This window comes from Humitalea sp. 24SJ18S-53, assembly GCF_050632385.1.
Lineage (GTDB): Bacteria > Pseudomonadota > Alphaproteobacteria > Acetobacterales > Acetobacteraceae > Humitalea.
In genome coordinates, this window is the sequence record NZ_CP192599.1 from 5,205,257 (window position 1) to 5,230,345 (window position 25,089).

General features: G+C 71.6%; 19 protein-coding genes. 16 read left to right on the plus strand and 3 right to left on the minus strand.

Annotated elements, in window-relative coordinates:
* Window positions 1-18: 18 nt before the first annotated feature.
* Window positions 19-1,674: a stimulus-sensing domain-containing protein gene (locus ACQW02_RS24980; RefSeq protein WP_431285968.1), complete on the minus strand. Its 1,656-nt coding sequence runs from the start codon at window positions 1,672-1,674 to the stop codon at window positions 19-21.
* A 236-nt stretch (window positions 1,675-1,910) separates the two neighbouring features.
* On the opposite strand from ACQW02_RS24980, the gene folE reads away from it, so the two are divergent.
* The 4 genes from folE to ACQW02_RS25000 are packed head-to-tail and all read left to right on the plus strand — an operon-like array spanning window position 1,911 to window position 4,880.
* Window positions 1,911-2,567: a GTP cyclohydrolase I FolE gene (gene folE / locus ACQW02_RS24985; protein ID WP_431282621.1), complete on the plus strand. Its 657-nt coding sequence runs from the start codon at window positions 1,911-1,913 to the stop codon at window positions 2,565-2,567.
* Window positions 2,568-2,591: 24 nt separating this feature from the next.
* Complete coding sequence (locus tag ACQW02_RS24990) at window positions 2,592-3,134, plus strand: MOSC domain-containing protein (protein ID WP_431282622.1); 543 nt, start codon at window positions 2,592-2,594, stop codon at window positions 3,132-3,134.
* Window positions 3,135-3,173: 39 nt separating this feature from the next.
* Window positions 3,174-4,028: a DMT family transporter gene (locus ACQW02_RS24995; protein ID WP_431282623.1), complete on the plus strand. Its 855-nt coding sequence runs from the start codon at window positions 3,174-3,176 to the stop codon at window positions 4,026-4,028.
* Window positions 4,029-4,073: 45 nt separating this feature from the next.
* Entirely contained in the window at window positions 4,074-4,880 is an 807-nt protein-coding gene (locus ACQW02_RS25000) for an undecaprenyl-diphosphate phosphatase (RefSeq protein WP_431282624.1), read from the plus strand.
* Here the strand turns inward: ACQW02_RS25000 and ACQW02_RS25005 are convergent, their stop codons facing one another.
* Window positions 4,881-5,861, minus strand: coding sequence for a Bug family tripartite tricarboxylate transporter substrate binding protein (locus ACQW02_RS25005; RefSeq protein ID WP_431282625.1), 981 nt, complete (start codon window positions 5,859-5,861; stop codon window positions 4,881-4,883). It abuts the gene before it with no gap.
* A 206-nt stretch (window positions 5,862-6,067) separates the two neighbouring features.
* Here ACQW02_RS25005 and ACQW02_RS25010 point away from each other — a divergent pair, with 206 nt between their 5' ends.
* The 12 genes from ACQW02_RS25010 to ACQW02_RS25065 all read left to right on the plus strand — a co-directional run bounded on the left by ACQW02_RS25010 (window position 6,068) and on the right by ACQW02_RS25065 (window position 24,161).
* Window positions 6,068-7,825 (plus strand): S1C family serine protease, encoded by a 1,758-nt coding sequence (locus tag ACQW02_RS25010; RefSeq protein ID WP_431282626.1) that lies wholly within the window; start codon window positions 6,068-6,070, stop codon window positions 7,823-7,825.
* Window positions 7,826-7,828: 3 nt separating this feature from the next.
* Window positions 7,829-9,106, plus strand: a complete 1,278-nt coding sequence (locus ACQW02_RS25015; protein ID WP_431282627.1) for a hypothetical protein — start codon at window positions 7,829-7,831, stop codon at window positions 9,104-9,106.
* Window positions 9,107-9,111: 5 nt separating this feature from the next.
* A complete protein-coding gene (locus ACQW02_RS25020) occupies window positions 9,112-10,320 on the plus strand; it encodes a hypothetical protein (protein ID WP_431282628.1) in 1,209 nt (402 codons plus the stop codon).
* A 79-nt stretch (window positions 10,321-10,399) separates the two neighbouring features.
* A complete protein-coding gene (locus ACQW02_RS25025; protein ID WP_431282629.1) occupies window positions 10,400-13,354 on the plus strand; it encodes a virulence factor SrfB in 2,955 nt (984 codons plus the stop codon).
* The gene (locus ACQW02_RS25030) at window positions 13,351-15,963 is read left to right on the plus strand and encodes a virulence factor SrfC family protein (RefSeq protein ID WP_431282630.1); all 2,613 of its coding nucleotides are present in this window, start codon (window positions 13,351-13,353) and stop codon (window positions 15,961-15,963) included. The genes ACQW02_RS25025 and ACQW02_RS25030 overlap by 4 nt, the downstream gene beginning before the upstream one ends.
* Window positions 15,960-16,982 carry a hypothetical protein gene (locus ACQW02_RS25035; RefSeq protein ID WP_431282631.1) on the plus strand — a complete coding sequence of 341 codons (1,023 nt, stop codon included), beginning with the start codon at window positions 15,960-15,962 and terminating at the stop codon, window positions 16,980-16,982. The genes ACQW02_RS25030 and ACQW02_RS25035 overlap by 4 nt, the downstream gene beginning before the upstream one ends.
* Complete coding sequence (locus ACQW02_RS25040; RefSeq protein WP_431282632.1) at window positions 16,979-18,886, plus strand: vWA domain-containing protein; 1,908 nt, start codon at window positions 16,979-16,981, stop codon at window positions 18,884-18,886. Before ACQW02_RS25035 ends, ACQW02_RS25040 begins: the two co-directional genes overlap by 4 nt.
* Window positions 18,883-19,593: an ABC transporter ATP-binding protein gene (locus tag ACQW02_RS25045; RefSeq protein ID WP_431282633.1), complete on the plus strand. Its 711-nt coding sequence runs from the start codon at window positions 18,883-18,885 to the stop codon at window positions 19,591-19,593. Before ACQW02_RS25040 ends, ACQW02_RS25045 begins: the two co-directional genes overlap by 4 nt.
* Window positions 19,593-20,759 (plus strand): FtsX-like permease family protein, encoded by a 1,167-nt coding sequence (locus tag ACQW02_RS25050; protein WP_431282634.1) that lies wholly within the window; start codon window positions 19,593-19,595, stop codon window positions 20,757-20,759. The genes ACQW02_RS25045 and ACQW02_RS25050 overlap by 1 nt, the downstream gene beginning before the upstream one ends.
* Window positions 20,760-20,793: 34 nt before the next feature.
* Entirely contained in the window at window positions 20,794-21,651 is an 858-nt protein-coding gene (locus tag ACQW02_RS25055) for an alpha/beta fold hydrolase (protein ID WP_431282635.1), read from the plus strand.
* Window positions 21,652-21,737: 86 nt separating this feature from the next.
* Window positions 21,738-23,300, plus strand: coding sequence for a formylglycine-generating enzyme family protein (locus ACQW02_RS25060; protein ID WP_431282636.1), 1,563 nt, complete (start codon window positions 21,738-21,740; stop codon window positions 23,298-23,300).
* 102 nt (window positions 23,301-23,402) lie between these two features.
* On the plus strand, window positions 23,403-24,161 hold the full coding sequence (locus ACQW02_RS25065; protein ID WP_431282637.1) for a hypothetical protein: 759 nt from the start codon (window positions 23,403-23,405) through the stop codon (window positions 24,159-24,161).
* Between the two features lie 289 nt (window positions 24,162-24,450).
* On the opposite strand, the gene ACQW02_RS25070 is transcribed toward ACQW02_RS25065, so the two are convergent.
* The gene (locus ACQW02_RS25070) at window positions 24,451-25,005 is read right to left on the minus strand and encodes a histidine phosphatase family protein (RefSeq protein WP_431282638.1); all 555 of its coding nucleotides are present in this window, start codon (window positions 25,003-25,005) and stop codon (window positions 24,451-24,453) included.
* Window positions 25,006-25,089: the final 84 nt, after the last annotated feature.

Below are 25,089 nucleotides of genomic sequence, written 5' to 3' on the forward strand. Positions count from 1 at the left end.
CCCCCAACCCGCCAAACGCTACGCCGCCGGCAGCCGCACCACGAAACGCGCGCCGACCACCTTGCCGCTTGCGTCGCGCCGGTTCTCCGCGCCGATGCGGCCGCCCAGCCCCTCGACGATCTGGCGGCTGATCGACAGGCCGAGGCCCGAGTGCTGGCCGAACCGCTCCCCTCGCGGCCGTTCGGAATAGAAGCGATCAAAAATGCTTTCGAGGTTGGCTTCGGGGATGCCGGGGCCTTCGTCCTCAACCGAGACCTCGACCACCGCGCCCGTTTGCTTCGCGCGCAGCCAGACTTTGCCGTTGGCGGGGCTGAAGCTGACGGCATTGCCCAGCAGGTTGCGCAGGACCTGCACCACCCGGCCTTCCACGCCGCGCACGACCAGGCCTTCGGGTGGGGCTTCCAGTTCGACGCTGGGGTCGTCGTCGTCCATGGTCGCGGCGTTCAGTTCGGCGAGGGCCGCCAGGATGGGGGCCAGGTCGACCGGTTCGACCGCGGTGCGCGACAGTTCGGCATCGACGCGGGACGAATCGGCGATGTCGCTGATCAGCCGGTCCATCCGCACCGCATCCTCGGCGATGATGGCGAGCAGGCGCAGGCGTTGTTCCGGCTTTTCGATGCGGCGCAGGGTTTCGATGGCGCTGCGCACGCTGGTCAGCGGGTTCTTCAACTCATGCGCGACGTCGGCGGCGAAGCGTTCGTTGCTGTCCACGCGCGCCCAGAGGGCGGTCGCCGCATCCTGCAGGTCGCGCGCCAGGACGCCGATCTCATCCTCCCGCGCCAGCAGGGCGGGCGGCACGCTGCCTGTGCGGCCTTCGCCAGCACGCATCCGCCCGGCGGCGCGGGCCAGTTCCAGGATGGGGGCCGCCAGGGTGCGGGCCAGATAGACCGACAGCGCCACGGTCAGCACCAGCGAGATCAGGAACAGCAGAAGGACGGAGACACGAATCTCCATCAACCGCTGGTCCACGTCCCGCGCCTCCCGCGTCAGCAGGACGATGCCGACGCCCTGGTTGGCACGGCGGGCGGGCTCGGCGACGGAGATCAGCAACCGCCCCTCCGCGGTGCGGCGGACGTAGGGGGCGACGCCGCCCTCCAGCGCCAGGCGCAATTCCTCGCGCCGGTCGGGGCCAAGGTCGGGTTGCCAGTCGAAGGATGGCGCATCCGGCGTCTGGTCCACCACCACCGGGCCGGTGCCGATATTCGTGCCGCTGCGCGGAAAGGCCGAGAGGAGCTTTTCGTAGAGCCCCACCACCGACCCGGCCAGCGCGCCGCGCGGTTCGGGCGGCGGCAGCGGTTCGGTCGCGACCGCGCCACCGGGGCCATCGCGCACCCGGCTGTCGGCGACGACCAGGCCCGTGTTGTCGAACAGCCGCGCCTGGGTATTGGGCGAAGGCTCGACCAGGCGGCGCAGCAGGGGGCGGGCGGATTCGGGCACCAGCACCGGGCGGTCGTCCTGGACCCGCACCGCGGCCTCGGCGATCGCGCCGGCATAGATGCGGGCCTGGGTGCGCAGGGCGTTCACCTCGGCGGCCAGCAAGCCGTTCTGATACTGGTCCAGGTAAAGCAACGCGGCGGCCAGCAGCGCGGGCGGCAGCGCGTTGAGCAGCAGGATGCGCTTGAGCAGCGGCGACACGCGGGCGCGGAACCCCGGCCGCGGCGGGGCCGTCGGCAGGGGCGCGTCGGGGTGCCGCGTATCGGGGCGAATGGGTGTGCCGTCGGGCACGCGGGGGTCCTTCTCTGGCGCCCGGATCGGGCAGATGGCATCTTAGCCTTGTCGCGGGTGTTCCGCGCACCCCCCTGCTGGCGCCGGGGGCCTGTTGCGCCGCGCGGGTTGCCAGTGTCCCGCCCGGCCCCATGTGCGGTCCAGACCACACCGCCCTGTCATGTGCGCTTGAGGAAAGAGACCGCGTGAACATTCAGACACCGCCGGCAACCGTCGCCGACCCCGAAGTGGCGGCGACGCCCGACATCGCGGCCGGGCGGCCCAGCCAGGCCGACGCCGAGGCCGCCGTGCGGACCCTGCTGCTCTGGGCCGGCGACGACCCGCTGCGCGAGGGCCTGCTGGACACCCCCAAGCGGGTGGCCAAGGCCTATCGCGAATGGTTCTGCGGCTATGACGAAGACCCGGAGGAATTGCTCGCCCGGTCGTTCGAGGAAGTGGACGGCTATGACGAGATGGTCGTGCTGCGCGACATCCGCCTGGAAAGCGTCTGCGAGCACCACATGGCGCCGATCATCGGCCGGGTGCATGTCGGCTACCTGCCGGCCGGGCGGGTGGTCGGCATCAGCAAGCTGGCGCGGGTCGTCGATGCCTTCGGCAAGCGGCTGCAGATCCAGGAAAAACTGACCGCGCAGATCGCCAATACGATCCAGGACGTGCTGCAGCCCCTGGGCGTGGCCGTGGTGATCGAGGCCGCGCACCAGTGCATGACCACGCGCGGCGTGCACAAGACCGGGGTGTCGATGGTGACGTCGCGGATGCTCGGCGCCTTCCGCGACGATGCGGCGACGCGTCGTGAGTTCCTGGCGATGATCCAGGGCAGCCGCGGTACGATGGAAGGTTAAGGATGGGGGAGGGCTGAGGCCAACATGGCCGGGGTGGTCGCCGGGGTCAGCCGTGCGCCGGGCCACCACTTCAGCAAGCCCGCGGCCCTGTCGATCCGGCTGACCGCCGGGCTGGGGGTCGAGGGCGACGCCCATGCGGGTGTCACCGTCAAACACCGCTCCCGCGTCGCGGCCGACCCGACCACGCCCAATCTGCGCCAGGTGCATCTGCTGCATGGCGAATTGCTGGATGAACTCGTCGCCGCCGGATTTCGCGTCGGCCCCGGCCTGTTGGGTGAGAATGTGACGACGCGGGGGCTCGATCTGCTTGGGCTGCCGGCCGGCACGCTGCTCTCCCTGGGCGCGACCGCGATCGTCGAGGTGACGGGCTTGCGCAACCCCTGCCTGCAACTGGACCGGTTTCAGCCGGGGCTGATGGCGGCGACCCTGGGCCGCGATGCCGATGGCCGGTTGATCCGCAAGGCTGGCGTCATGGCCGTGGTGATCGCGGGCGGCGATGTGCTGCCGGGCGATGGCATCGGGGTGGCCTTGCCGGCCCTGCCGCATCGGCGGCTGGAGCCCGTCTGACGGGTTGACCCGGCCGGGCGCGCGTGGCCCCGTCGGGCGGTGCCGCTCGCCGCCATCGGGTTCACCCTTCTCTGCAACCTGTTTTATGCTTGCGGCTACGCGCTGGCCAAGGTGCTGTCGGCCAGCCTGGATCCGGTGCAGATCACCTTCCTGCGGTCGGTGCTGGTGCTGGCGGCCTGGGGCGGCATCGCCGCCTTCCGCCCGGAACCGGGCGTCGCGCTGTTCCGTGCCGTGGCGCCGCCCAGCGCCTGGGCGCAGCGGCTGGCGGGGGCGGTGCTGATCCTCTCCACCCTGCTCGGCGTGCTGGCCTATGCGCTGCTGCCGGTGACGGAGGCCGCGGCCCTGGGCTTCACGGCCCCCCTGATCACCGTGGTCCTGGGCGTGACGGTGCTGGGGGAACGTGCCAGCGCGCGCCGCTGGATCGCGGTCGCCTGCGGCTTTGGCGGCATGCTGCTGATCGTGCGGCCCGGGGGTGAGGTGTTTCGCCCGGCGGCGCTGGTGCCGATCGCCTCGGCCCTGACCTATGCGTTGTACCAGGTTCTGATGCGGCGGCTGCGGGGTGCGGCCAGCGCCAGCGACGGCGTGGTGCAGGCCGCCATCATGGGGGTCCTGCTGCTGGGACCGCCGCTGATCTGGAGCTGGCGGCCCTTTGGGTGGGAGGTCGCGGCGCTGGTCGTGCTGTTCACCGCCCTGCAGACCGGGGGCCTGGCCGCCCTGGCGGCGGCGGTGCGGCGGGCGGAGGTGTCGGCCCTGGCCCCCTGGCACTACGCCCGGCTGATCTTCGCCCTGGCCATGGATGCGCTGCTGTTCGGGCGCTTTCCGATGCCCCTGGCCCTGGCCGGCTGCGCCCTGATCGCCGCCGGCGGCTTGCTGCTGTTGCGCGACCGGCGGTAAGCCTGCCCCGCTGCTGGCCCATGCTGGCGCCGGAGCCTTTTGCCCATGGACCTGTCCGCCGTGTTCACCGCCCTGATCCTCGGGGTGGTGGAGGGATTGACCGAATTCCTGCCGATCTCCTCGACCGGCCACCTGATCGTGCTGGGGGAGGCGCTGGGGTTCCAGGGCCCACCCGGCAAGGCCTTCGAGATCGCGATCCAACTGGGTGCGATTTCGGCCGTCATCTGGATCTATCGCGGGCTGCTGTGGCAGGTCGCGGCGGGCATGTGGGCGCCGGGCACGCGCGAACGCTATTTCGCCACCAACATCATCCTGGCGTTTTTGCCCGCGGCGGTGATCGGGGCGGTGCTGCATGGGCCGATCACACGGCTGCTGTTCAGCCCGCTGGTGGTGGCGATCGCGCTGATCGTCGGCGGCATCGCGATCATCCTGATCGAGCGGCGGCCGCGTGCGGCCACCATCGCCTCGGTGCCGGAGATCGGGCCGGTGACGGCGGTCCTGATCGGCTTTGGCCAGGCGCTGGCGATGATCCCCGGCACGTCGCGGTCCGGGGCGACCATCATCACGGCGCTGCTGCTGGGGGTGGAACGCAAGACGGCGGCCGAGTTCTCCTTCCTGCTGGCGATCCCGACCATGTTGGCGGCGACCGCCTTCTCGCTGTTCAAGGCGCGGGCGGATCTGGATGCCTCGGGGTTGGGGCAGATCGCGGTGGGGTTTCTGGCCGCGTTCGTCGTGGCGCTGCTGACGGTGCGGGCGGTGCTGGCGGTGATCGGGCGGATCGGATTTACGCCCTTCGGGTATTACCGCATCGGCTTGGGCTGCGTGATTTTGGTGTGGTTGGGGCTGCGCTGACTATTCCAGCTTGACGCCAGGCAGGGCGACGGCGCGGCGGGAAGTTTCCAACTCGTCGGCGATCAGCGCCGCATAATGGCGGGGTGAGACCTCGTCGCCGCTCGCGACCTCGGCCCCCAGGGCTTGCAGGCGGCCGCGCATGGCGGGGTCGGCCAGGGTTGCGGCCAGGGCGGCGCGCAGGATTTCGATCACGGCGGGCGGCGTGCCGGCGGGGGCGAGAAGGCCCAGCGTGGTGGTCAGTTCCGGCTGCACCAGCCCCGCTTCGCGGAACGTCGGCACATCGGGTAGCAGGGGGCTGCGCTCGGCCGACCCGATCGCCAGGATTCGGGCGCGGCCATCCGCATGCAGCGGCAGCGCGGTCGAAAGCTGGTCGAAGACCGTGGCGACATTGCCCGCGATCAAATCGCTGATGGCGGGACCGGTGCCGCGATAGGGCACGTGCAGCAGGGTAGCGCCGCTGCCGTTGTTGAACAGCTCCACCGCCAGGTGCGCCCCGGTGCCGATGCCCGATGTCCCGGCGGTGATCGCCCCCGCGCGCACCTTGGCCAGCGCCACCAGTTCGGCAAGCGTTGTCGCCGGCGTCCCGCGCCCGGCCAGCACGACAATGGGGATGCGATAGGCCGGGCCGACGGGTGCAAAATCGCGCAACGGGTTGAAGGGCAGGCTGGGCATCGTCGCCGGCAGCAGCGACAGCGGGCCGCTTGATCCCATCAGCAGCGTGGTGCCATCCGGCCGCGCCCGGGCGACGGCCTCGGTGCCGACCACGCCGCCCGCCCCGGCACGGTTGTCCACGATCACGGGCTGGCCGAGGATCTGCGCCATCGGCGGCGCCAGCAGCCGGGCGGTGAAGTCGAGGTTCCCGCCCGGCGGGAAGGGCACCACGATGCGGATCGGGCGGTCGGGGAAATCGGCCGCGGCGGCGACCCGGCCGAGGACCGCCATGGCGGCGGCGCCCAGAATGATGTCACGGCGACGGGCCATGCTGTTCCTCCCTGGCCCCGATCGTTCCGTGCCGGGGTCGCGCGATGGTCGTCCGGCCCGGCCGGCGCGGCAAGGGCGCCGCCCCACGTCACACCGCGGTGACCGGCCGCCCGCAAGCCTTGCCGCGCCGCCGCATTGGTGGCGCAATCCCCCCGGATCATCGGGCCGCGTCGCAGCGCGGGAATCGATGCGACGGGAGGCACGCCATGGCAGCACCACAGTTCCTGCTGCAAACCGGGGCGGAAGCGCCCGCCCTGGCCGGCGGCCAGCCGGTGCAGGCGCGCTTTGCCGAGGTGCAGCGCGCCGCCGGGGCCTTTGCCGGGCTGTTCGCCGAGCCGGTGCCGACGCGCGATGCCTCGGGCAGCATCGTGTCCTTCGCCTGGTATGGCCCGACCGCCAATGGCGCCGAGCCGGAGGCGCTGACCAGCCTGCCGCAACCGCGCCGCGCCGCGGCCGAGGCGCAGTTGCGCGAGGCCCTGGCCGCCCTGGCGCCACGCGCCAAGGGTGCCGGGCCGGACGCCGCGCTGCTGGCGGCCGCGCTGACCCTGCCGGATGCCGGCGGCATCCTGGTGCTGGATGGGCGGCCGGTGCTGGCGGGCTGGGGGCTTGGTGCGGCCGGGATGGCCGCCCTGGGGCCGTGGCTGCCGGGCACCGCGCCGGCGCCGGCCCCGCCGCGCGCCGCGCCCACGGGTGGTGCGACCGCGCCGCCGGCCCCGCCGCCGCCGCCGCCGGGCGGCATCGCCCCGGGTGGGCCGCGCCGCTGGTGGCTGCTGCCGGTCGGGTTGGGCATCGCGGCGCTGTTCCTGGCCCTGGGGTTCTGGCTCGGCTGGCGGGCGCTGGCCGACCAGGTGGCCAACCGCCGCCTGACCGCCGAATTCGTCGATCGCGACCGGGTGCGGCAGGCGATCGAACTCCAGCGCCGCAGCAACGAAACCCTGGCCGAGGAGGTCGAACGCGCCCGCGCCGCATCCCAGGGCAATGTCTGCCGCGCCGAGCCCAATACCCTCGCACCCCCCGGCCGCACCCTGATGCCGCAGGATTTGCCCGCCCGGCCGACGCCGGCCCCGGCGCCCGACGCGCCGCTGGCCCCGCGCCCGTCGAACCTGCTGCAGCAGTTGGACCAGGCGGTGGTGCTGGTCATTGGCCAGGGCGGGCCGGATGGCACCAGCATCGGCACCGGCTTCTTCGTCGGCCCGGGCCAGATCGTGACCAACAACCATGTGGTCGCGGCCGCCGGTGGGCAGGTGGTGGTGACGAGCCGGCATCTCGGCCGCGCCTTCCCGGCGCGTGTCGTGCAGACGACGGCGGCGGCGCAGCCGGGGCAGCCCGATTTCGCCTTGTTGCAGGTGGAGGGCGCGCCATCCCTGACCCCCTTTACCCTGACGCGCCAGGCGCAGCGGCTGGATGAGGTCGTGGCCGCGGGTTTCCCGGCCGCGATCGTGCAGAACGACGCGCGGTTCCGCGCGGTGGTGCAGGGCGATCTGTCGCAACTGCCGGACCTGGTGACGACGGATGGCCGGATCTCGGCAATCCAGACCTTGCAGAGCGGGCTGGTCGCGATGCCGCATACGGCGTCGATCAGCCCGGGCAATTCGGGCGGGCCGCTGGTGGACCGCTGCGGGCGGGTGGTGGGGGTGAATACCTTCAACTTCATCAACGCGCAGATGGCCGAACGCGTGTCCTATGCCCAAAAAACCGAGGCCTTGCTGGAGTTCCTGCGCGGCGCCGGGGTAACGCCGGCGCTGGCCGATGGGGCGTGCAGCCCGCAGGCGGCGCCGGTGCCGGTGGAGATCGTGACGCCGGCCGTGCCGCCGGGTGTTGTCCCGCCAGCCGTTGTCCCGCCAGCCGTTGTCCCGCCGGCCGGGGGGGCGCCGGGAACGGCACCGCCGGCGGCGGCACCTGTCGCCACGACGCCACCCGCCACAACACCGCCCACCCCAGCCGCCCCGGCCCGGACGCCCTAAGCCATGGCGCGTCTCCTCGCCGCCACGACGCGCGATGCCGATCTGCACGCGCTGGCCACCGGCGGGCAGCCGGTGGTCGCGGCCTGGGCGCAGATCGCGGCCCATCTGGCGCGGCGGTTGTCCCCCGCGCATGCGGCCATCCTGGCCGAACCCAGCCCCGATCCCGCGCGCGGCACCACCGACTGGTATGCCGATGGCAGCGGCGACGCGCTGCCGCTGGACGACGCCGCCCCGGACAGGGTCGCCGGTTTCGAAACCCTGGCCGCCGCCATCCGGGCCGAGGCCGAACGCCTGCTGGCCGAACGCGACGAAGGGCTGCGGCTGCTCGGCGACCTGATCCGGCTGGCGCTGGAAATCCCCGACCGCTCCTACATCCGCATCCGGGGCGACGCGCTCTTCCTGGTCGCCTGGGGCCATCACCTGGCCGGGCGGACAGAGGGTGCGGCCCTGCTGCGCACCCTGCCGAATACCGCGACACCCATGGCGATCCTGGCGCTGGGCCCGACCCCGCGCCGGCCGATCTGGCCCTGGGCCTTGCTGGCCGCCGCCCTGCTGGCGCTGCTGCTGGCGATCGGCGCCTTCATCGCCTGGCGCGACCCGATGGGCTGGCTGGCGAATTCGGACGCACAATGCACGATCGACCCAGCCGACCTGGAACTGCTGCGCGACCTGGACGCCGTGCGGGCCGAGGAAGCCACGTTGCGCGACCGCCTGGCCGGCATCGCCGAGGAACTCGGCCGGCGGCGCCTGGCCTGCCAGCCGCCGCCGCCACCCCCGCCACCACCGCGCCCGCCCGAACCGCCGCCCCGGCGCCCCGACCCGCCGCCGCCCCCGCCGCCACGGCCGGAGCCCCCGCCGACGCCGCCCCCCACGCCGCCGCGCAATGACGACGCCGACCGCGCCCGCCGCGAAGGCGGCCAGGAAGGCCGTGCGCAGATCATCCTGGGCTGGGACACGCGCGATGATCTGGACCTGTCGATCGTCTGCCCGGACGGGCAGATCATCTCCTACCAGCGGACCCGCGCCTGCGGCGGCACGCTGGACGTGGACCGCAACGTGGGCGGCAACCGCAGCCGCACGCCGGTGGAAAACGTGTTCTTCGACAATCCGCAGCCCGGCACCTACCAGGTGCGCGTCCATCAGTTCGACAATGTGGACCGGCCGGAGACACCCTATCGCGTGACCATCCGCGTGCAGGGCCAGCCGGAACGGGTGATCCAGGGCATCGCACGCCCCGGGCCGCCGCGCGTCGTCGACCGCTTCACGATCCCGGCGAGGTGACGGGGATGCTGCGCCTCACCGAACTGCCCAAGAACCGGCTACGCTGGACCGGCCCCGCCGGGCTGACGCCAGGTGTCGCCCTGGCCCGGTTGCGGCCCTTGCTGGCCGCCATGGGTCCGCATCACGCGGCCCTGCTCGCGACCCCCGCCGAGGGGGCGGAGGCCATCGCCTGGGACGCCCCGGGCAGCGCGATGCGCGGCCTGACCGGGCTGAACCGGCACGACCGGGCGGTTTTTGCCGCCAGCCTGACCCTGCTGCTGTCCGACATCCGCCGGGCCGCCGAAACCGCGCGGGCGCAGGGTGACACCGACAAGGCCGCCTTGCTCGACCTCGCGCGCATGGTGCCGGTGCAGGACACGGTGTTTGCCGTCGATGGCGCGCCGGTGCTGGCCGCCTGGGGGTTCGCGGCACCCGAAGGGCCGGTGGTCTCGGCGCTGGCGCGGTTCGATGACGCGACGGTGGCCGCCCCGGTGGCGCGGGACCGGGCGGCACTATGGATCACCGCCGCCGCGCTGGTGGCCTTTGGCGCGGCGGCGCTGTTCGCGGCCCCGGTGCTGCGCGGGATGCTGGAACCGCCGCTGCCGGCCTGCCAGGTGGATACGGCGCAGTTGGCCGCGTTGCGGGAGTTGGAACAGGCGCGCGAACAGGGCCGGGCGCTGGCCGGTGAGCGTGAGGCACTGCGCCTGGCGCGCGGCCGGCAGCAGCAGGACTGCCCGCTGCCGCAAGCCCCGCCGCCGCCGCCCGTGCCGGCCGCCCCTGAACCGGAGCCGACACTGCCCCCGGCGCCACCGCCGCCCCGGCCAACGCCGCCCCCCCCCCCGCCGCCGCGCACCGACCTGCCGGCCGATCGCTGGAACCGGGGCGATGTCGCCTTGCTGGAAGGGTGCTGGAACCTCGCCTCCGACTACCGCACGCGCGATGTCCGCACCGGGCGGATCAACACCGTGCGCGCCTGGCGGGTGTGTTTCGACCGCGCCGGGCAGGGGCGGCAGACCCTGACCTTCGACAATGGCGCGGTCTGCGAAGGCCCGGCGCGCGGCAGTTTCGAGGGGCGCAACCTGCTGATCGACGACGTCAGCGACCTGCAATGCAACGACCAGTCCTACATCTTCCGCCGCATCAGCCGTTGCGAAAGGGCCAATGACACCCGCGCCGAATGCGAAACCACCCAGCCCGGCCAGGGCACCCGGTCGCGGGTGACGTTTCAGAGATGAACCCATCCGCCTTGCTGCGCCGCACCGCTTCCGCCGATAGTAACGCCCTATTCGCGGAGCCCATGCGATCCCCCCCTTCATGACAGCCCCCTTGGCACCCTTGCTGAGCCTGATCCCGGCATCCGGGATCCAGTTCCTCGATGTGGATTTCGACATCGAGGCGCTGCCGCGCATCGGCCGCGCCTTCTGGGACGAGAAGCCGCTGCACATGCGGGACGAGGCCGGCGACCAGCAGGTGTTTCTGCGCGCGCTGGAAGAATCGGAGGAGGGCGAGCTGTACGACCCGGTCGGCCAGCAGCACCCGCCCGAGGACGAGGTCTATCGCATCACCCGCAGCCAGGCGCTGGAACCGTTCCTGGGCCGTTGGGTCCCGCTACCCTACCTGCGCGTAAAATCGGGCCAGGCCGATGGCGCGGCGGGGTTCGAACCCGGGCCGACCAATTGGGTCCGGGTGCGGATCGTGGAAATGACCGGGCTGCGCGGCGTGTCGCATCGCGCGGTGCTGGCCTTCGACACCAGCCTCGCGGCCTTCCAGAAGGGCCGCCCCTACAGCGCCCCCAGACCGGAGGATGCCGAGGAGGAACATGAATTCGCCCTGGCCGCCCGCATGGCCGACAATGCCGGATTCCTGGCCGAGGGCTGGTTCGGGCAATGGATCGAGGCGATGTTCCTGGACCTCAAGCGCGCGCAACGGCGCGGGCGGGAGGTGAAGGTGGAGGACCTGCCCTATCGCATGGAACCCTGGGCACGGTTCCTGACGATGCTGGAGGTCCTGGGCCATGCCGGCGCCGCTCCCCGCGTGCGGCTGGTCAATCCCGGCGAACCGGGGCGCCGCAAGCCGATGGTCGATGTCGACCTGGTGCTGGACATCGGCAATGCGCGGACCTGCGGCATCCTGGTCGAATCCGCGCCCGACGGGCCGCTGTCGCTGAATGATTCCTACCCGCTGGCGCTGCGCGACCTGACCCGGCCGGAACTGACCTGGCAGAAGCCGTTCGAAAGCCGCGTCGAGTTCTCCCGCGCGAATTTCGGCGACGACGCGGCCTCGCGCCGGTCGGGGCGCGCCGATGCCTTCGTCTGGCATTCGCCGCTGCGGGTGGGTCCGGAAGCCGTCCGGCTTGCCGGGCAGTCGATCGGCAACGAGGGCGCGACGGGATTGTCCTCGCCCAAGCGCTACCTTTGGGATGAGCGGCCGGCGGTGCTCGGATGGCGTTTTGCCGGGGCGCAAGGTGTCGCCAAGGAATTGCCGGTGATGGGCGCTTTCATGGTCGCCCTGACCGAAACCGGCGAAGTCGTCTCCCGCAGCCGCAACGCGGCGCCGGGGATCCGGGCGCGGTTTTCGCGGTCGTCGCTGTTCACCCTGATGCTGGCGGAGATTTTTTCGCAGGCGATCAGCCAGATCAACGCGCCCGCCACCCGCGCGGCGCGGCGCAACGCCGATGTGCCGCGCCGGCTGCGCCGGGTGATCCTGACCCTGCCGACGGCCATGCCGGTCGCGGAACAACGCATCGTGCGGCGCCGTGCCGAACATGCCGTCGAACTGGTCTGGGATTGGATGGGCTGGTCCACGGCCGCCCCCGAACGCGCGGCCGCGGCCCCCGCGCCGCCGCGCGTGACGGCGAATCTGGATGAGGCAACGGCGACGCAGCTTGTCTGGCTCTATGCCGAGGCGATGCATCGCTTGCAGGCCGATGCGCGGCAATTGTTCACGCTGATGGGGCGCACGCGCGAAGGCTACGGCACCACGCCGTCGCTGCGCATCGCCAGCATCGACATCGGCGGCGGCACGACCGACCTGGCGGTGACGACCTTCGCCCTGGCGCAGGACCAGGAAATCCGCCCGACGCAGAATTTCCGCGAAGGCTTCAAGATCGCCGGCGACGACCTGCTGCAAACCGTCATCGAACGCATGGTGCTGCCGCCGCTGGAACAGGCGCTGGGCAATGCGGGCCTGGGTGAGCCAAAGGCATTCCTGCGCCGCGTGCTGGGTGGCGCGCGGGGCGGACAGGCGGAATCGGAACGGCAATTGACGCGCCAGTTTGTCGCGCGCGTGCTGGAACCCTGCGCGCTGGCGCTGCTGTCGGCCTATGAAGCGCTGACACCCGCCGAGGACGGGCCGTTCGCGCGCCTGCCGCTGACCGCCGGGCCGGGGCGCCCGCGGCATGATCGCGCGATCGCATTCTTCGAACGCGCCGCCGCCGATGCGGGGGCGGTGGGCTTCGTGCTGGACGCCGTCGAAGTGCCGGCCGAGGCGGGTGCCATGGACGGGCTGGTGCGCGGCACGCTGGGCCCGATCCTGGCCGATCTGTGCGAGGCCGCGCATGCCTTCGATTGCGATGTGCTGCTGCTGTCCGGCCGTCCGTCGCGGCTGCGCGCGGTGACGGATATCGTGCTGGCGAAGCTGCCGGTGCCCGCGCATCGCATCGTGCATATGCAGGGCTATCCGGCCGGCGGCTGGTATCCGTTCCGCGATTCCAACGGGCGGATCGAAGACCCGAAGACCACCGCCGCCGTCGGCGCGATGGTGGCGACCCTGGCCGAGGGTTCGCTGCCCGGCTTCCTGCTGCGGTCGTCGCGGTTGGGGATGAAATCCACCGCACGCTTCATCGGGCGGTTGGAGACCTCGGGCCAATTATTGCGGCAGAACGTGTATCTGCGCGACGTCGACCTGGACGCCGCCGATAGCGGCATGCCGCTGGAGGTGGAGATCCCGTTCGAGGCGCCGTCGATGCTCGGCTTCCGGCAATTGCCGCTGGAACGCTGGCCGGCGACGCCCTTGTACGCGCTGGAATTCGGCAATGCCGATGGGGTGCGGAACCTGGCGCTGCCGCTGACCCTGCGCCTGGCGCGCGGCACGGCCGCGGACAATGCCACGAACGCGGAAGCGGAAGCCGCGCTGGAAAACTTCAAGCCGGTCAGCATTCGCGATGCCGATAAGCAGGAGTTGCATACGACGACGGTGCTGATGCGCTTGCAGACGATGCGCGACGACGCCGGCTACTGGCGCGATACGGGGGCGCTGGGCGTGCCATGACAGACCAGGAACTCGCCAACCAGGCGCGGGGGGTCGAGGCGGCGTCGGGCCGGGCGCTCGACTGGTTCGCGACGTCCAGCAAACCCGGGCTGGATGCGGCGGCGCTGGCGCGCGAATTGCGCGGGGCGCGGGTGCGGGCGCACAAGCTGGCGGCGGCCGCCGCGCGACCGATGTGTGTGGGCGTGTTCGGCCCGTCGCAGGCGGGAAAGTCGTATCTGATCTCGGCCTTGGCGCGTGCGGGTTCCGCACCGCTGATGACCCTGTTCGAAACCCGCGCCGTCGATTTCGTGCGGGAGATCAACCCCGAGGGCGGGCGCGAGGCGACGGGCCTGGTCACCCGCTTCACCATGAAGCCGATCCAGGGACCGCCGGGGATGCCGGTGGCACTGCGGCTGTTGTCGCAGACCGATGTCATCAAGATCCTGGGCAATGCCTTCCTGTCGGATTTCGATCCGGCCGATGTGGAACCCCCGGGCGCCGGCGCGCTGGAAGCCGCCATCGAACAGGCGCGCGGGCGGCTGTTGCCGCAGCCCTTCGACAAGCTGTCGGAGGATGATGTCTTCGTCGATCTGCGCGAATATTTCGAAGCGCGTTTTGGCGGCCATTCCACCGTCCAGGCGCTGAAGACCGCGCGGTTCTGGCAGGCCGCGAGTGAATTGGCGCCGAGGCTGGACCATGCCGGGCGCGCGGATCTGTTGGGTGTCGTCTGGGGGCGGTTGCCGGCGCTGTCGGCGGCCTATGTGCGGCTGGCCTCAGCCTTGGCCTTGCTGGGCCATGCCGATGACGCCTTCTGCCCACTGACGGCGCTACTGCCGCGCGAAGCCAGCATCATCGATGTGCTGACCCTGAACCGGCTGAACGATCCGGCCGATGCGACCATCGCGGTCGCGACCCGCACGGGTGCGCGGGCCGATCTGCCGCGCGCGGTGCTGACCGCGCTGGTGGCGGAAGTCACCGTCCAGTTGCAGACAAAGCCGTGGGATTTCTTCGACGTCACCGACCTGCTGGATTTTCCGGGGGCGCGGTCGCGCGAACAGATCCGCGATCCCGCAAGACATCTGGCCGATCCTGCAAAACTCCCGGCCATCCTGTTGCGCGGAAAAGTCGCCTATCTGTTCGAACGCTACTGCGCCGAGAATGAATTGACCGGCATGCTGTTGTGCATCGGCCCGTCCAACCAGGAAGTCCGCACCCTGCCGCGCATGGTCGCGGAATGGATCGACGGCACGCATGGCGACACGCCGGAAAAGCGCGCGGCACAACCGACCGCGCTGTTCTTCGTGCTGACCAAGTTCGATGCGGAATTCGAAAGCAAGAAGGGCGCATCCGACGTCGGCGGCACGCGCTGGACGGCGCGCCTGGCGGCGTCGCTGACCGATTTCTTCGGCAAGGAATCCGCCTGGCCGCGCGAATGGCATCCCGGCAAGCCGTTCCAGAACCTGTTCTGGCTGCGCAACCCGAATGTCGAGAACAAGGCGATCCTGGACTACGATGCCGATGGGCACGAGACCGGCGTGCGCCCGCAGGAATCGGAACGCGTTGGCCGCCTGCGCCAGGATTTCCTGGACAACCCCGAGGCCCAGAAACACTTTTCCGATCCGTCGCTGGCCTGGGACGAGGCGATGCGGCTGAACGATGGCGGCATCAGCCATCTCGCGGCGCGGCTTCGCCCCGTTTGCGATCCCGCGCTAAAGCGCCGCCAGGTGGCGGCACGCCTGGCCGACCTGGGCGAAAGGCTGCGGGCGCGCCTGCTGCCGCATTGGCATTCCGCCGATCTGGCGCAGGAACTGGTCAAGCGCCGCGCCGCCGGCCGTGCCGTCGCCATTGCCTTGGCCAAGGCCGTCGAACGCCAGCGCTTCGGCCATCTGCTGCGCGCGCTGTCGCCGGAGGCGGATGAGGTCGCGGCCTCCCTCGCCCGCGCGCGTTTCGCGGCGCCCGATTCCAACGCCATTTCCATCGGCGCCCGGACCGCCGCCAGCGGCTTGTTGGCGGAACTGGATTTCGGCGACGACACGCCGCCAGAGATAGACAGCGATGGGCAGGGGGATGAGGCGGATACCCTGGCCTCGACCGCGCTGAAATTATGGGCCGACCGGCTGCACGCCTTTGCCGATAGCCCGGCGGCGGCGACATTGTATGGGCTGACGCCGGAAGCGGCGGGCACCTTGGTGGCGGAATTGCTGCGTTCGGCCCGGCGCACCAAATTGCAGACGTCGATCGCCGCCGAAATCCGCGCCATCCTGGGGTTCCGGCGCCATGCGACGGCCGCCGCGGCCGTGTGCGGGCTATGTGCGGCGCTGCGCATCGGCGGCTTTGTCGCAGCCCTTGGCTTCGATGCCATGCCGGTCGCGGAGCGGCCCCTGGTCGGCGCCGACCGCCGCCCCGTCTTCGCGCCGCGCCGTGCGGCGGATTCCATCCCGGCCCTGGGCGAGACCGCCGCCGACTACGACCGCCAGCAATCGCTCGACTGGATCCAGGCCTTCCTGCGATCGATCGATTTGAACGTGCAGGGCGATGGCGACGACCAGGTGGATGTCGCGCGCAATGCCGCGCTGGGCCGCATCCTGGCCGATCTGGACACGGCGCTGACCGCCGCGCACGCCGCATGACCCGCATCCTGATCCAGGAAGACGCCGACCACCCCGATGGCGGCTTTGCGCGCGTCCTGGTTGAGGGCATGGCCGGCCAGATCATCTCTGCCGTCACCATCGCCCGCGAAGGCTTCGGTGCGGACAGCCTGGGCCCGCGCGGCTGGCAGGTCGCGGCGGCCCGATTGGCGCCGGACTCCGCCTTCGACCAGGGCGCCCACCTGGTGCTGATCCTGGGGCCGGATGTGGTCGAACACCTGGAGGCCGGACCGATCCGCCTGGGCTTGCCGGAGATCGACCTGACCCAGGTGGTGATGTGGCCCGACATCGCGCCACTGCCCGCCGCCAAGCGGGCCGGGTTCGCCACCGCACGCCGGGCCGCACGGGCGGAAAGACCCGCGCCGCCGCTGCGCGGGCCTGATCCGCTGCCGGCACCGGATACCGATGCGACCGTCGTGATCTCCCGCCCGCCACCGGTGATGCCGCCGAGCACGATGCCGCCGCCCGACCCCGCGGCGCCCGCATCCCCGTCGCGGCGGCGGGCGCCGATCTATGCGCTGGTGATGATGCTGGTCGCCGCGGCCTCACTGGGCGGCTGGATCTACCAGGATGAGATGATGGGGCTCTGGGCGCAGCCCGAACAGGTCGTCCCCCCCGTGGCCGACCCGCTGGACACCGCGACCCCCGCGCAGATCGCGGCGATGAACCTGGCCCCGGCGCAGATCCTGGCCGTCGCCGAACGGCGCCAGGCGCGGGCACAGCACCAGGACGCGCTGCTGCTGCTGGAACTGGCGGCGGCGCAAAACCATCCGCCGGCGATCAGCGCCCTGGCGCGCTTGTATGATCCCGCGAGTTTTACCCAGGGCGGCGCGCTTTCCGTGCCCAATCCCGCCAAGGCCGCGCAATACTGGCGCGCGGCCGAACGGGCGGGCGACCCGGCCGCCGCGCCGGCCCGCGCGGCCTTGCGCGACCGCCTGTCGGCCGCCGCCCAGGCCGGGGATTCGAGTGCCGCCCTCGCATTGCAGGACAATTGGCCATGATGCGTATCGCCCTTCTGCTGATGGCCCTGGCGCTGCCCGCGACCGCGCAACAAAGCCGCGGCATCATCGTGCCGCCGGCGCAGCGCAGCGCCCTGATCATGGAGGGTAAGCAGACCCTGACCCAAAAAGTCCTGGTCCGCCCCGGCGCCACCCTGCACACAGCCCCCGACGCGGCGAACGGGCGGCCCATTCCCGGCTTCACGCTGTTCCACGTCTATGCGCGCCAGAACGGCTGGATCGAGGTCGGACCCGACGCCCAGGGTCCCACCGTCGGCTGGATGCGGGAAGAACGCAGCGTCGCCTGGCGCCAGACGATGGTGCTGTCCTTCACCAACCCCGCCGGGCGCGACCGCACCATGTTTTTCGCGGAGCGCGACCCGCTCCGTCGCGTCATCCTGTCGCAGGATATGGCGGCGGCCGCCGCCACCGCACGCACCGCCAACGACGGCCGCGTGATCGCGCTGGAACCCGAAACCTTCGTCGACATCACGCGCAACTTCTACCTGCTGCCGATCCTGTCGGCGGAGGAGATCGAGAACGAGCGCGGCAATCGCATGCGCCTGCTGGAAGTCGCCTCGGCCCCCGCCGAGCGCACCGCCGCCCCCGCGCCGCCGCCGCCGAATCCGCTGGAGAATTTCCGCGGCACCATCGTCTTCGTGCTCGACACAACCTTGTCGATGCAGCCGTATCTCGACCGCACGCGCGATGCGATCCGCAACGTCATGGCCCGCGTCGGCGAAACGCCGCTGCGCGATCGCTTCCGCTTCGGCCTGATCGCCTATCGCGACGCGATGGAGGGCAATGCCAGCCTGGAATACGTCACGCGCGTCTTTGCGAGGCCGGACTTCGCCGCACCCGTCGCCGCCATCCTGCCGCAGATCGCCGCCGCCAATGCCGCGACGGAAAGCAACGAAGGCTTTGACGAAGACGCCATCGCCGGGCTGAAATCCGCGATCGACGAGATCGACTGGGCCTCCTTCGGTGGACGCTTCCTCATCATGGTGACGGATGCGGGCGCGCGGGAGGCGAATGACCCGCGCTCCTCCACCCATCTCGGCATCCGCGAAATCCGCGACCTGCTGAAGCAGCGCCAGATCGCGCCCTTCGTGTTGCATCTGCAAACGCCGGAGGGCCGCAACAACCACGCCCGCGCGCGGTCGCAATACACCGAACTCACGCGCTTCGATGGCGCCAATGGCTCGCTCTACTACCCGATCCCGAATGGCGAGGTCGCGGCCTTTGGCCAGACGGTGGAAGCGATCACCGAGGCGCTGTTGCGCCAGGTCGCCGCCCTGACCGGCACGCCCATCGGGCAGTTGCGCGGCGAACCCGCCGCGGCCACCCCCCAGGTCGCGCAGCAGGTGGAAGTGGTGGCCCAGGCGATGCGGCTGTCCTACCTCGGCCGCGCGCAGGAAACCCAGGCGCCGGATATTGTGCGGTCGTTTTCGACCGACCGCGACCTGCGCAACCCGGATCGCGCCAATATGGATGTGCGGGTGCTGCTGACGCGTGACCAACTGTCGGATTTGCAGGCGGCCTTGCGGCTTGTGGTGGACCAGGCGAACGCGGGGCGGCTCGCGCCGCAGACGGTCTTCGCCAATATCCGCGCGGCGGCCCTGGCCGCGGCGCGCGATCCGCGACGGATCGGCAATCTGGAACGGCTGGGCGGCGCCTTTGGCGAATACCTGGATGGCTTGCCCTATCGCAGCCAGGTGATGGAACTGACCGAACAGGATTGGCTGGACCTGCAACCGGGTGGGCAGCGCGAATTGCTGAACGGGCTGGAAGCCAAGCTGCGCCTGTTCGAGGAATACGCGCGCACCCCGGCCCTTTGGGTGCAACTCGGCAGCGGCGCACAGCCCGGGTCCGCGGTGTTTCCGGTGCCGCTCGACAGCCTGCCGTGATCTTTTGCCCCGCGCTGGAATTGCGGGGGGTCGTGTCACGGCGGCGCTCGGGCGGTGCGGTCTTCACCCTGACGGTGCCGGTGCTGTCGCTGGCGCCCGGCGGGTTGCTCGCGGTGACGGGGGCCTCCGGCACGGGCAAATCCACCTTGCTCGACGTCGCGGCCCTGGCCCGCCGGCCCGATGCGGCGGGGGCGTTGCGCGTCGCGGGGCATGACGCCGCCGCCCTGTGGCAGGCCGGGCGGGTGGAGGCGCTGGCCGCCCTGCGCGGCGCCTGTTTCGGCTATATCCTGCAAACCGGCGGGCTGGTGCCCTTCCTGACCATTCGCGCCAATGCCCAACTGGCGCAGGATTTTGCCGGGCGCCGCGACGCCGCCCATATCACCGCCCTGGCCGAGGCGCTGGAGGTGGCCCCGCTGCTGGACCGCTTCCCCGACAGCCTGTCGGTCGGCCAGCGCCAGCGCGCGGCGATCCTGCGCGCCCTGGCGCATCGCCCGGCCGTCGTGGTCGCCGATGAACCCACCGCCAGCGTGCATCCCGACATGGCGGACACCATCCTGACCCTGCTGGCCGAACAGGCGCGCGGCGCCGGTGCCGCCGTGCTGCTGGCGACCCATGACGTCGCCGCCGCCCGCCGCCACGGGTTTTTGGAAGCCCCCCTGCGCCCCGCGGCGGCAGCCAGCACCCTGGCGGAGCCGGTGGACGCCTGATGCGCGCCTTGCGTCTCGCCCTGGCCGATCTGCGGCGGGAACCGGCGTTCACACTGTGCAGCGTGCTCGCCCTGGCCGCCGTGATCGCGCCGCTGATCCTGCTGGCCGGCCTGCGCGCCGGGGTCATCGCCGGGCTGAAGGAAGACCTGGCCGCCAGCCCCCGCGCGCGGGAAATCGTGAACACCACCAATCGCGCGCTGGACGACGCCTGGTTCACCAGCCTGCGCGCCCGCCCCGATGTCGGCTTCCTGGTCGCCCGCACGCGCCTGCTGGCCGCGACCGGCAGCCTGGAATCCCGCGCCAACCCAGGCGCCGCCATCCGGGTCGAGGTCTTGCCGACCGGCCCCGGCGACCCCCTGCTACCTGGCCTGCCGCCACCGGCCGAGGGCCAGGCCGTCCTGACCGCCAGCGCCGCGCAGCGCCTGGCCGTCGCGCCCGGTGACCCGCTGCGGTTTCGGGTGGTCCGCACGGTGGGCAGCGCGCGGGAGGTCCTGGGCATGGACCTGACCGTCGCCGCCATAGCACCCCCCGCCGCCGGCGCGCGGGATGCGATCTTTGCCGACCCGGCGATGGGCCGCCGTGTGCAGGATTTTACCGACGACCGCGCCGCCGATGCCGGGCCGCGCACCGCCGAGGGTTTTCGCCTGCACGCGCGCCGGTTGGAGGATGTGCCGACCCTGGTCGCCGCCCTGCGCGAACAAAACATCGAAACCGCATCACGGGCGGAGGATGTGGCGGCCTTGCTGGCCCTGGACCGCAACCTGAACGCCGCCGTCGCGGTGATCGCGGCGGTGGGTGGGGCCGGGTTCATCCTGGGACTGGCGGCCGCGCTCTGGGCATCGGTCGAACGCAAGCGGCGCACGCTGTCCTTGCTGCGGCTGATGGGGATGCGGCGGCTCACCTTGGTGATGATCCCGGTGTGGCAGTCGCTTGCGTTCGCGTTGCTGGGCACGGCGGCGGGGGCGGCGATCGCGCAGGGCGCGGCGATGCTGGTCAACCGCTTGTCGCTGCTGGGGGCGGCTGATGGGCGCGCCCTGGCGCGGATCGGGCTGGTGGAGATCGGCGCGGCGGCAGCACTTTCGGCACTGGCGGCAATCCTGGCCGCCGCCGTCGCCGCGCGCCGCGCCGCGGCGGTTGATCCGGCGGAGGGGCTGCGGGATGCTTGAGCAAGGCTATGAACGACATCTCGTGTGAGGCAGCATGCGCAATGCTTTCTTCCGCCGTGATCTCTTCGCCCTGGGCCTCGCCGTGAGCGGCGTCGCCCAGGCGCAAACAATGCCCGAACTGCGCCAGGTCGCGCTGCCGGGCCTGCGCCTGGCCTACCGCGACACGGGCGGGGATGGGGTGCCGCTGGTGCTGCTGCACGCGAATACCGGCACCAGTCAGAGTTGGGCGCCGGAACTCGCAGCCTTCGCCGCCGCCGGCTATCGGGTGATCGCCACCGATCGCCGTGGCTGGGGGGGCAGCCTGGCCGATCCGGCGACCGGTCCCCAGCCCGGCAGCGTGGCGGAGGATCTGGCGGCGCTGGTGGATCATCTGCGCCTGCCGCGCTTCCATCTCCTCGGCGTCGCGGGCGGCGGCTTCGTGTCGCTGGACTACGCCGCCTGGCGGCCGGAAACGCTGCGCAGCCTGGTGATCACCGCCAGCACCGGCTCCTTCTCCGAACCCGAGATGCAGCAACTGACCCGCAACATCGCGATCCCCGGTTTCGCCAGCCTGCCGGAGACCTTCCGCGAAATCGGGCCATCCTTCCGCGCCCTCTACCCCGATCGCGTCGCCGCATGGGCGCATGCGCAGGAAGCGGCCCGGCAGCCCGGCGCACCGGCCCAGCCGCTGCGCACGCCCAATACCTTCGCCAAGATCGCGACCATCCGTCTGCCGCTGCTGGCGATCACGGCAAGCGCCGACCTGCTGGCGCCGCCCGCGCTGATGGCGGCCTGGCTGCGCCACGTGCCCCAGGCGGAGGTGGTGGCGATCGCGGATGCCGGGCACACCGTGCCGATGGAGCAGCCCGCCTTGTTCCATGCGGCCGTGCTCGGCTTCCTGGAGCGGCACTGAACCGCGCCGACCTTGCCCCTCTCGCCGCCCTGGCACAGCCTGACCGGCCGGGCATCGCTGTCCGCGCCGCAACAAGGGTGGTCCAGGTGTCGGTGAAAAAAGGACGATGGGTCTGGGTCCTCGCTTCGCTGTTCTTCGCCGGGTCGGCCGTCGCCCAGCCGGCGCCCGCGCCCACTTGGCCGCAAAGCGCCTTCAACCCGCAGCCCCTGCCCGAGGACCTGATCCTGCCGATGCCTTGCGGTGGCGCCATGGCGTTCCGTCGCATCGAAACCCCGACCGGCGATGGCGTGCTGGATGACCGGCCGGCCCTGCTGGGCAGTGCCGACCCGGACACCGGCTATGTCGAATACCTGCGGCGCGTGTATCTGGTCGGCCCCTTCGGCGGCGGGCCGCAGCCGCGGCATTTCTTCATGGCCAAGTATGAGGCGACGCGGGCGCAGATCGACGCGCTCCGCCTCCCGCAATGCCCGGCCGGCAATACCGCGGCCGGGCGCCAACCCGCCGTCAGCCTGTCGTGGTTCGAGGCGATGGAGGCCGCCCAGCGCTATTCCGGCTTCCTGCTGCGCAATGCCCGGGCGCAATTGCCGCGCCGGGGCCAGGCGCCCGCCTTCGTCCGCCTGCCGACCGAACAGGAATGGGAATACGCGGCACGCGGCGGGGCGGCGGTCGGCGAGGCGGATTTCCAGGCCCGCACCTTCCCGATGCCGGAGGGTGTGGAGGCCTATGCCTGGTTCCAGGGGCCGCGCAGCGCCGCCGGCCGGCTGTCGGCCATCGGGCTGAAGCGGCCGAACCCGCTCGGGCTGCACGATATGCTGGGCAATGCCGCCGAATGGGTGCTGGAACCGTTCCGGCTGAACCGCGTCGGGCGCAACCACGGGCTGGCGGGCGGACTGGTCGCGCGCGGCGGCGATTTCCGCACCACGACCGAGGGCCAGTTGCGATCCAGCCTGCGGGTCGAATACGCGCCCTTCGTCGCCGATAGCGGGGAGCCGACCCGGCTTGCCACCATCGGCACCCGCTTCGTGCTGGCCGCGCCCACGCAGGGCAGCCTGGCCGACGCCACCAGTTTCCGCGACGCCTTCCAGGCCGAAACCCGCGCCCGGGCGACACCGGGCGACGATCCGGCGGCCTTGCTGGACGCGCTGCGGCGCGACCAGGCGGACCCGGCGATGCTGGCGGCGCTGGACCGGCTGGGCGCCGCCTATGCCCGCGAAACCCGCGACCGCGCCGACCGGGCCAGGCTTGCGGCACGGGCGCAGATCCAGGCGGCGGCGGTGCTGGCGCGCGGGGTGTTCATCGCCAATTCACGCGCCGGTGGGCTGCAGGCCATGATCAACAACCCTGCCAGCGTCGGCGGCACGGCACAACAGGTGCCCGCCTGGCGCGGCATGCTGGGCTCGGTGCAGACCGAGGTGGAGGGCGGCGTCCGCGCCTATGCCGCCATCATCGCCCAACTGGCCGGGGCCGCCGATGTGGCGGTGGGGACCGAGGCCGAGGTGGTGCAGCAGGATTTGCGCGCCCAGCGGGTGCCGGAACTGGCGGGGCCCGTGGCGCTGGTCGCGCGCCATGCCCAGGCGGCGCGCGGCGGCGGGTTGCCGCCGATGGCGACGCTGCGGACCGATATCCTGCGCGATGCCTCGGGGCGTTGAAATGCCGCCTTCGCCATCGCTTCATCCTGGCCGCGCCACAATTGGTTGCTTATCTAGTCGGTGCCGTGCCCCTGCCCGGCGTGTAGGAGGTATTGCGTGACGATGCGGGCCTGGCCCCTGATTGCCGTCCTGTCGTTCGGCGCGGCGCCCGTGCTGGCGCAGGGCTACGATGGCGACTGGTTCGGCACGGTGGATTGCGTTCCCCGCGACGCCTTCGACCGCGGCAGCACGCAGGCGCGCGGACGGGTCGCGAACAATGTCCTGACGCTCCGCTTCGGGTCGAACAGCGTGACGGGGCGGATCGTGGATGTCGGGGTCACGCATCTGGTGCGGCTGGAAGGCAGCCTGCCGCGCGGCGGCTTCGCGACCTTCGACGGCGTGATCGTCACGCCAAGCCAGATCCACGCCCGTGGCATCGTGGGTGAATCGCCCTGTAACCTGAACCTGACCCCGGCCGGGGCGCGCGCCCCGGCGCAGCAGCAACGCCAGATGTCGCCGGAGGCGCAACTGGAAATCCCGCCGGCGCCGCCCTACGCGACCATCCCGCCAAGACCCAATACCCTACCGCGCACCGGCGGCGCCCCCGGCAAATTCGTGGCGCCGGCGACGCCCATCGATCGCCCACAGGCCGGCGCCAGCATCCAGGCGCCGCAGCCGATCGACCGGCCCGCGCCCGGCGCATCAGTGCAAGGCGGACCCGCGCCGACGGCACAGGCACCGCAACCGGCACCAAGGCAGCAGGCCGCGCCGGCCGCGCCGCCCGTCGCCACTGCCCCGCCGGCGAACCCGCAGGTTGCGGACCGCCTGGCCTGCGCGCTGGCCGGGACCTGCGGCCCGCCGACAGGGGGAACGCGACCGTGACGGGGGATGAATATTGGGAAGTTACGCCGTGGAAGGGGCTATTCGCCCCCTCCACACCTCCCCCAACCAGGGGCCGCCGCCCCTGGACCGGCGGAATATTGGTAAAATAAAGCGAGGGGCATCGCAGGGGCACCTGTGATCAATGGCGCGCTATGCCCCTCGCTTTATTTTACCAAACGTCGTGGGTTCAAAGGGGCCACGGCCCCTTTGTGGGGAGAGTTTGAGAGGGGCGAACAGCCCCTTTCAAAGCGCAACCTCCCCAATATTCAACACCCTGGTGACCTCCGGTTCAGACCTTCCAGACGATCTTCTCGGGTGGCGGCGCGGTCGGGTCGCATTCCAGCCAGTTGCCGTTCTGCACGGACACGCCGGTCATCGCCAGGATGAAGCCCCAATGCGCCACCACCACCGCGTCCCGCCAGGATGGCAGCGCCGCCATCTCGGCGCGGAACAGGGCGGCGCGGGCGCGGACCTCGGGCTCCGGTTCCTCGATCGTCGGCCACCAGATTTCGTCGATCACCGAGAAATCATGTGCCGGGAAGGCCATCTCCAGTTCGGTGCGCGGGCTGCCGACGTCGCAGGTGAAGGCGTAGCGTTCCCGCGCCAGCGGATTGACCGTGACCGGCAGGCCCAGGGCCGCCGCCAGCGGGGCCGCGGTTTGCAGCGCGCGGGTATAGGGGCTGCTGATGATGTGCCGGATCGGCCGCGCCGACAGCGCGACGGCGGCGGCGGCGGCCTGTTCATGCCCAAGCGGGGTCAGTTTCGGGTCGACGATCCCCGGGTCACGCCGCGTCGCGGTGAAGTGAAGGTTGAACTCGCTTTGTCCGTGGCGAAGCAGGATCATGCGCAGTGTGTCCTGAAAGAGCTGCCGCTGGGCGTAGCGGCGGTGGCCCATAACGGCAATGGCCGGGGCTGGTATGCGCGCCCG

Excerpts from the sequence above, each read along its gene's own strand:
- ACQW02_RS25055 (WP_431282635.1), top strand. The coding sequence starts at position 20,794 with ATGCGCAATGCTTTCTTCCGCCGTGATCTCTTCGCCCTGGGCCTCGCC.
- ACQW02_RS25050 (WP_431282634.1), top strand. The coding sequence starts at position 19,593 with ATGCGCGCCTTGCGTCTCGCCCTGGCCGATCTGCGGCGGGAACCGGCG.
- ACQW02_RS25065 (WP_431282637.1), top strand. The coding sequence starts at position 23,403 with ATGCGGGCCTGGCCCCTGATTGCCGTCCTGTCGTTCGGCGCGGCGCCC.
- ACQW02_RS25070 (WP_431282638.1), bottom strand. The coding sequence starts at position 25,005 with ATGATCCTGCTTCGCCACGGACAAAGCGAGTTCAACCTTCACTTCACC.
- ACQW02_RS24990 (WP_431282622.1), top strand. The coding sequence starts at position 2,592 with ATGGCCGGGGTGGTCGCCGGGGTCAGCCGTGCGCCGGGCCACCACTTC.
- ACQW02_RS25005 (WP_431282625.1), bottom strand. The coding sequence starts at position 5,861 with ATGGCCCGTCGCCGTGACATCATTCTGGGCGCCGCCGCCATGGCGGTC.
- ACQW02_RS25020 (WP_431282628.1), top strand. The coding sequence starts at position 9,112 with ATGCTGCGCCTCACCGAACTGCCCAAGAACCGGCTACGCTGGACCGGC.
- ACQW02_RS25040 (WP_431282632.1), top strand. The coding sequence starts at position 16,979 with ATGATGCGTATCGCCCTTCTGCTGATGGCCCTGGCGCTGCCCGCGACC.
- ACQW02_RS25025 (WP_431282629.1), top strand. The coding sequence starts at position 10,400 with ATGACAGCCCCCTTGGCACCCTTGCTGAGCCTGATCCCGGCATCCGGG.
- ACQW02_RS25035 (WP_431282631.1), top strand. The coding sequence starts at position 15,960 with ATGACCCGCATCCTGATCCAGGAAGACGCCGACCACCCCGATGGCGGC.
- ACQW02_RS25000 (WP_431282624.1), top strand. The coding sequence starts at position 4,074 with ATGGACCTGTCCGCCGTGTTCACCGCCCTGATCCTCGGGGTGGTGGAG.
- ACQW02_RS25030 (WP_431282630.1), top strand. The coding sequence starts at position 13,351 with ATGACAGACCAGGAACTCGCCAACCAGGCGCGGGGGGTCGAGGCGGCG.
- ACQW02_RS25010 (WP_431282626.1), top strand. The coding sequence starts at position 6,068 with ATGGCAGCACCACAGTTCCTGCTGCAAACCGGGGCGGAAGCGCCCGCC.
- ACQW02_RS25015 (WP_431282627.1), top strand. The coding sequence starts at position 7,829 with ATGGCGCGTCTCCTCGCCGCCACGACGCGCGATGCCGATCTGCACGCG.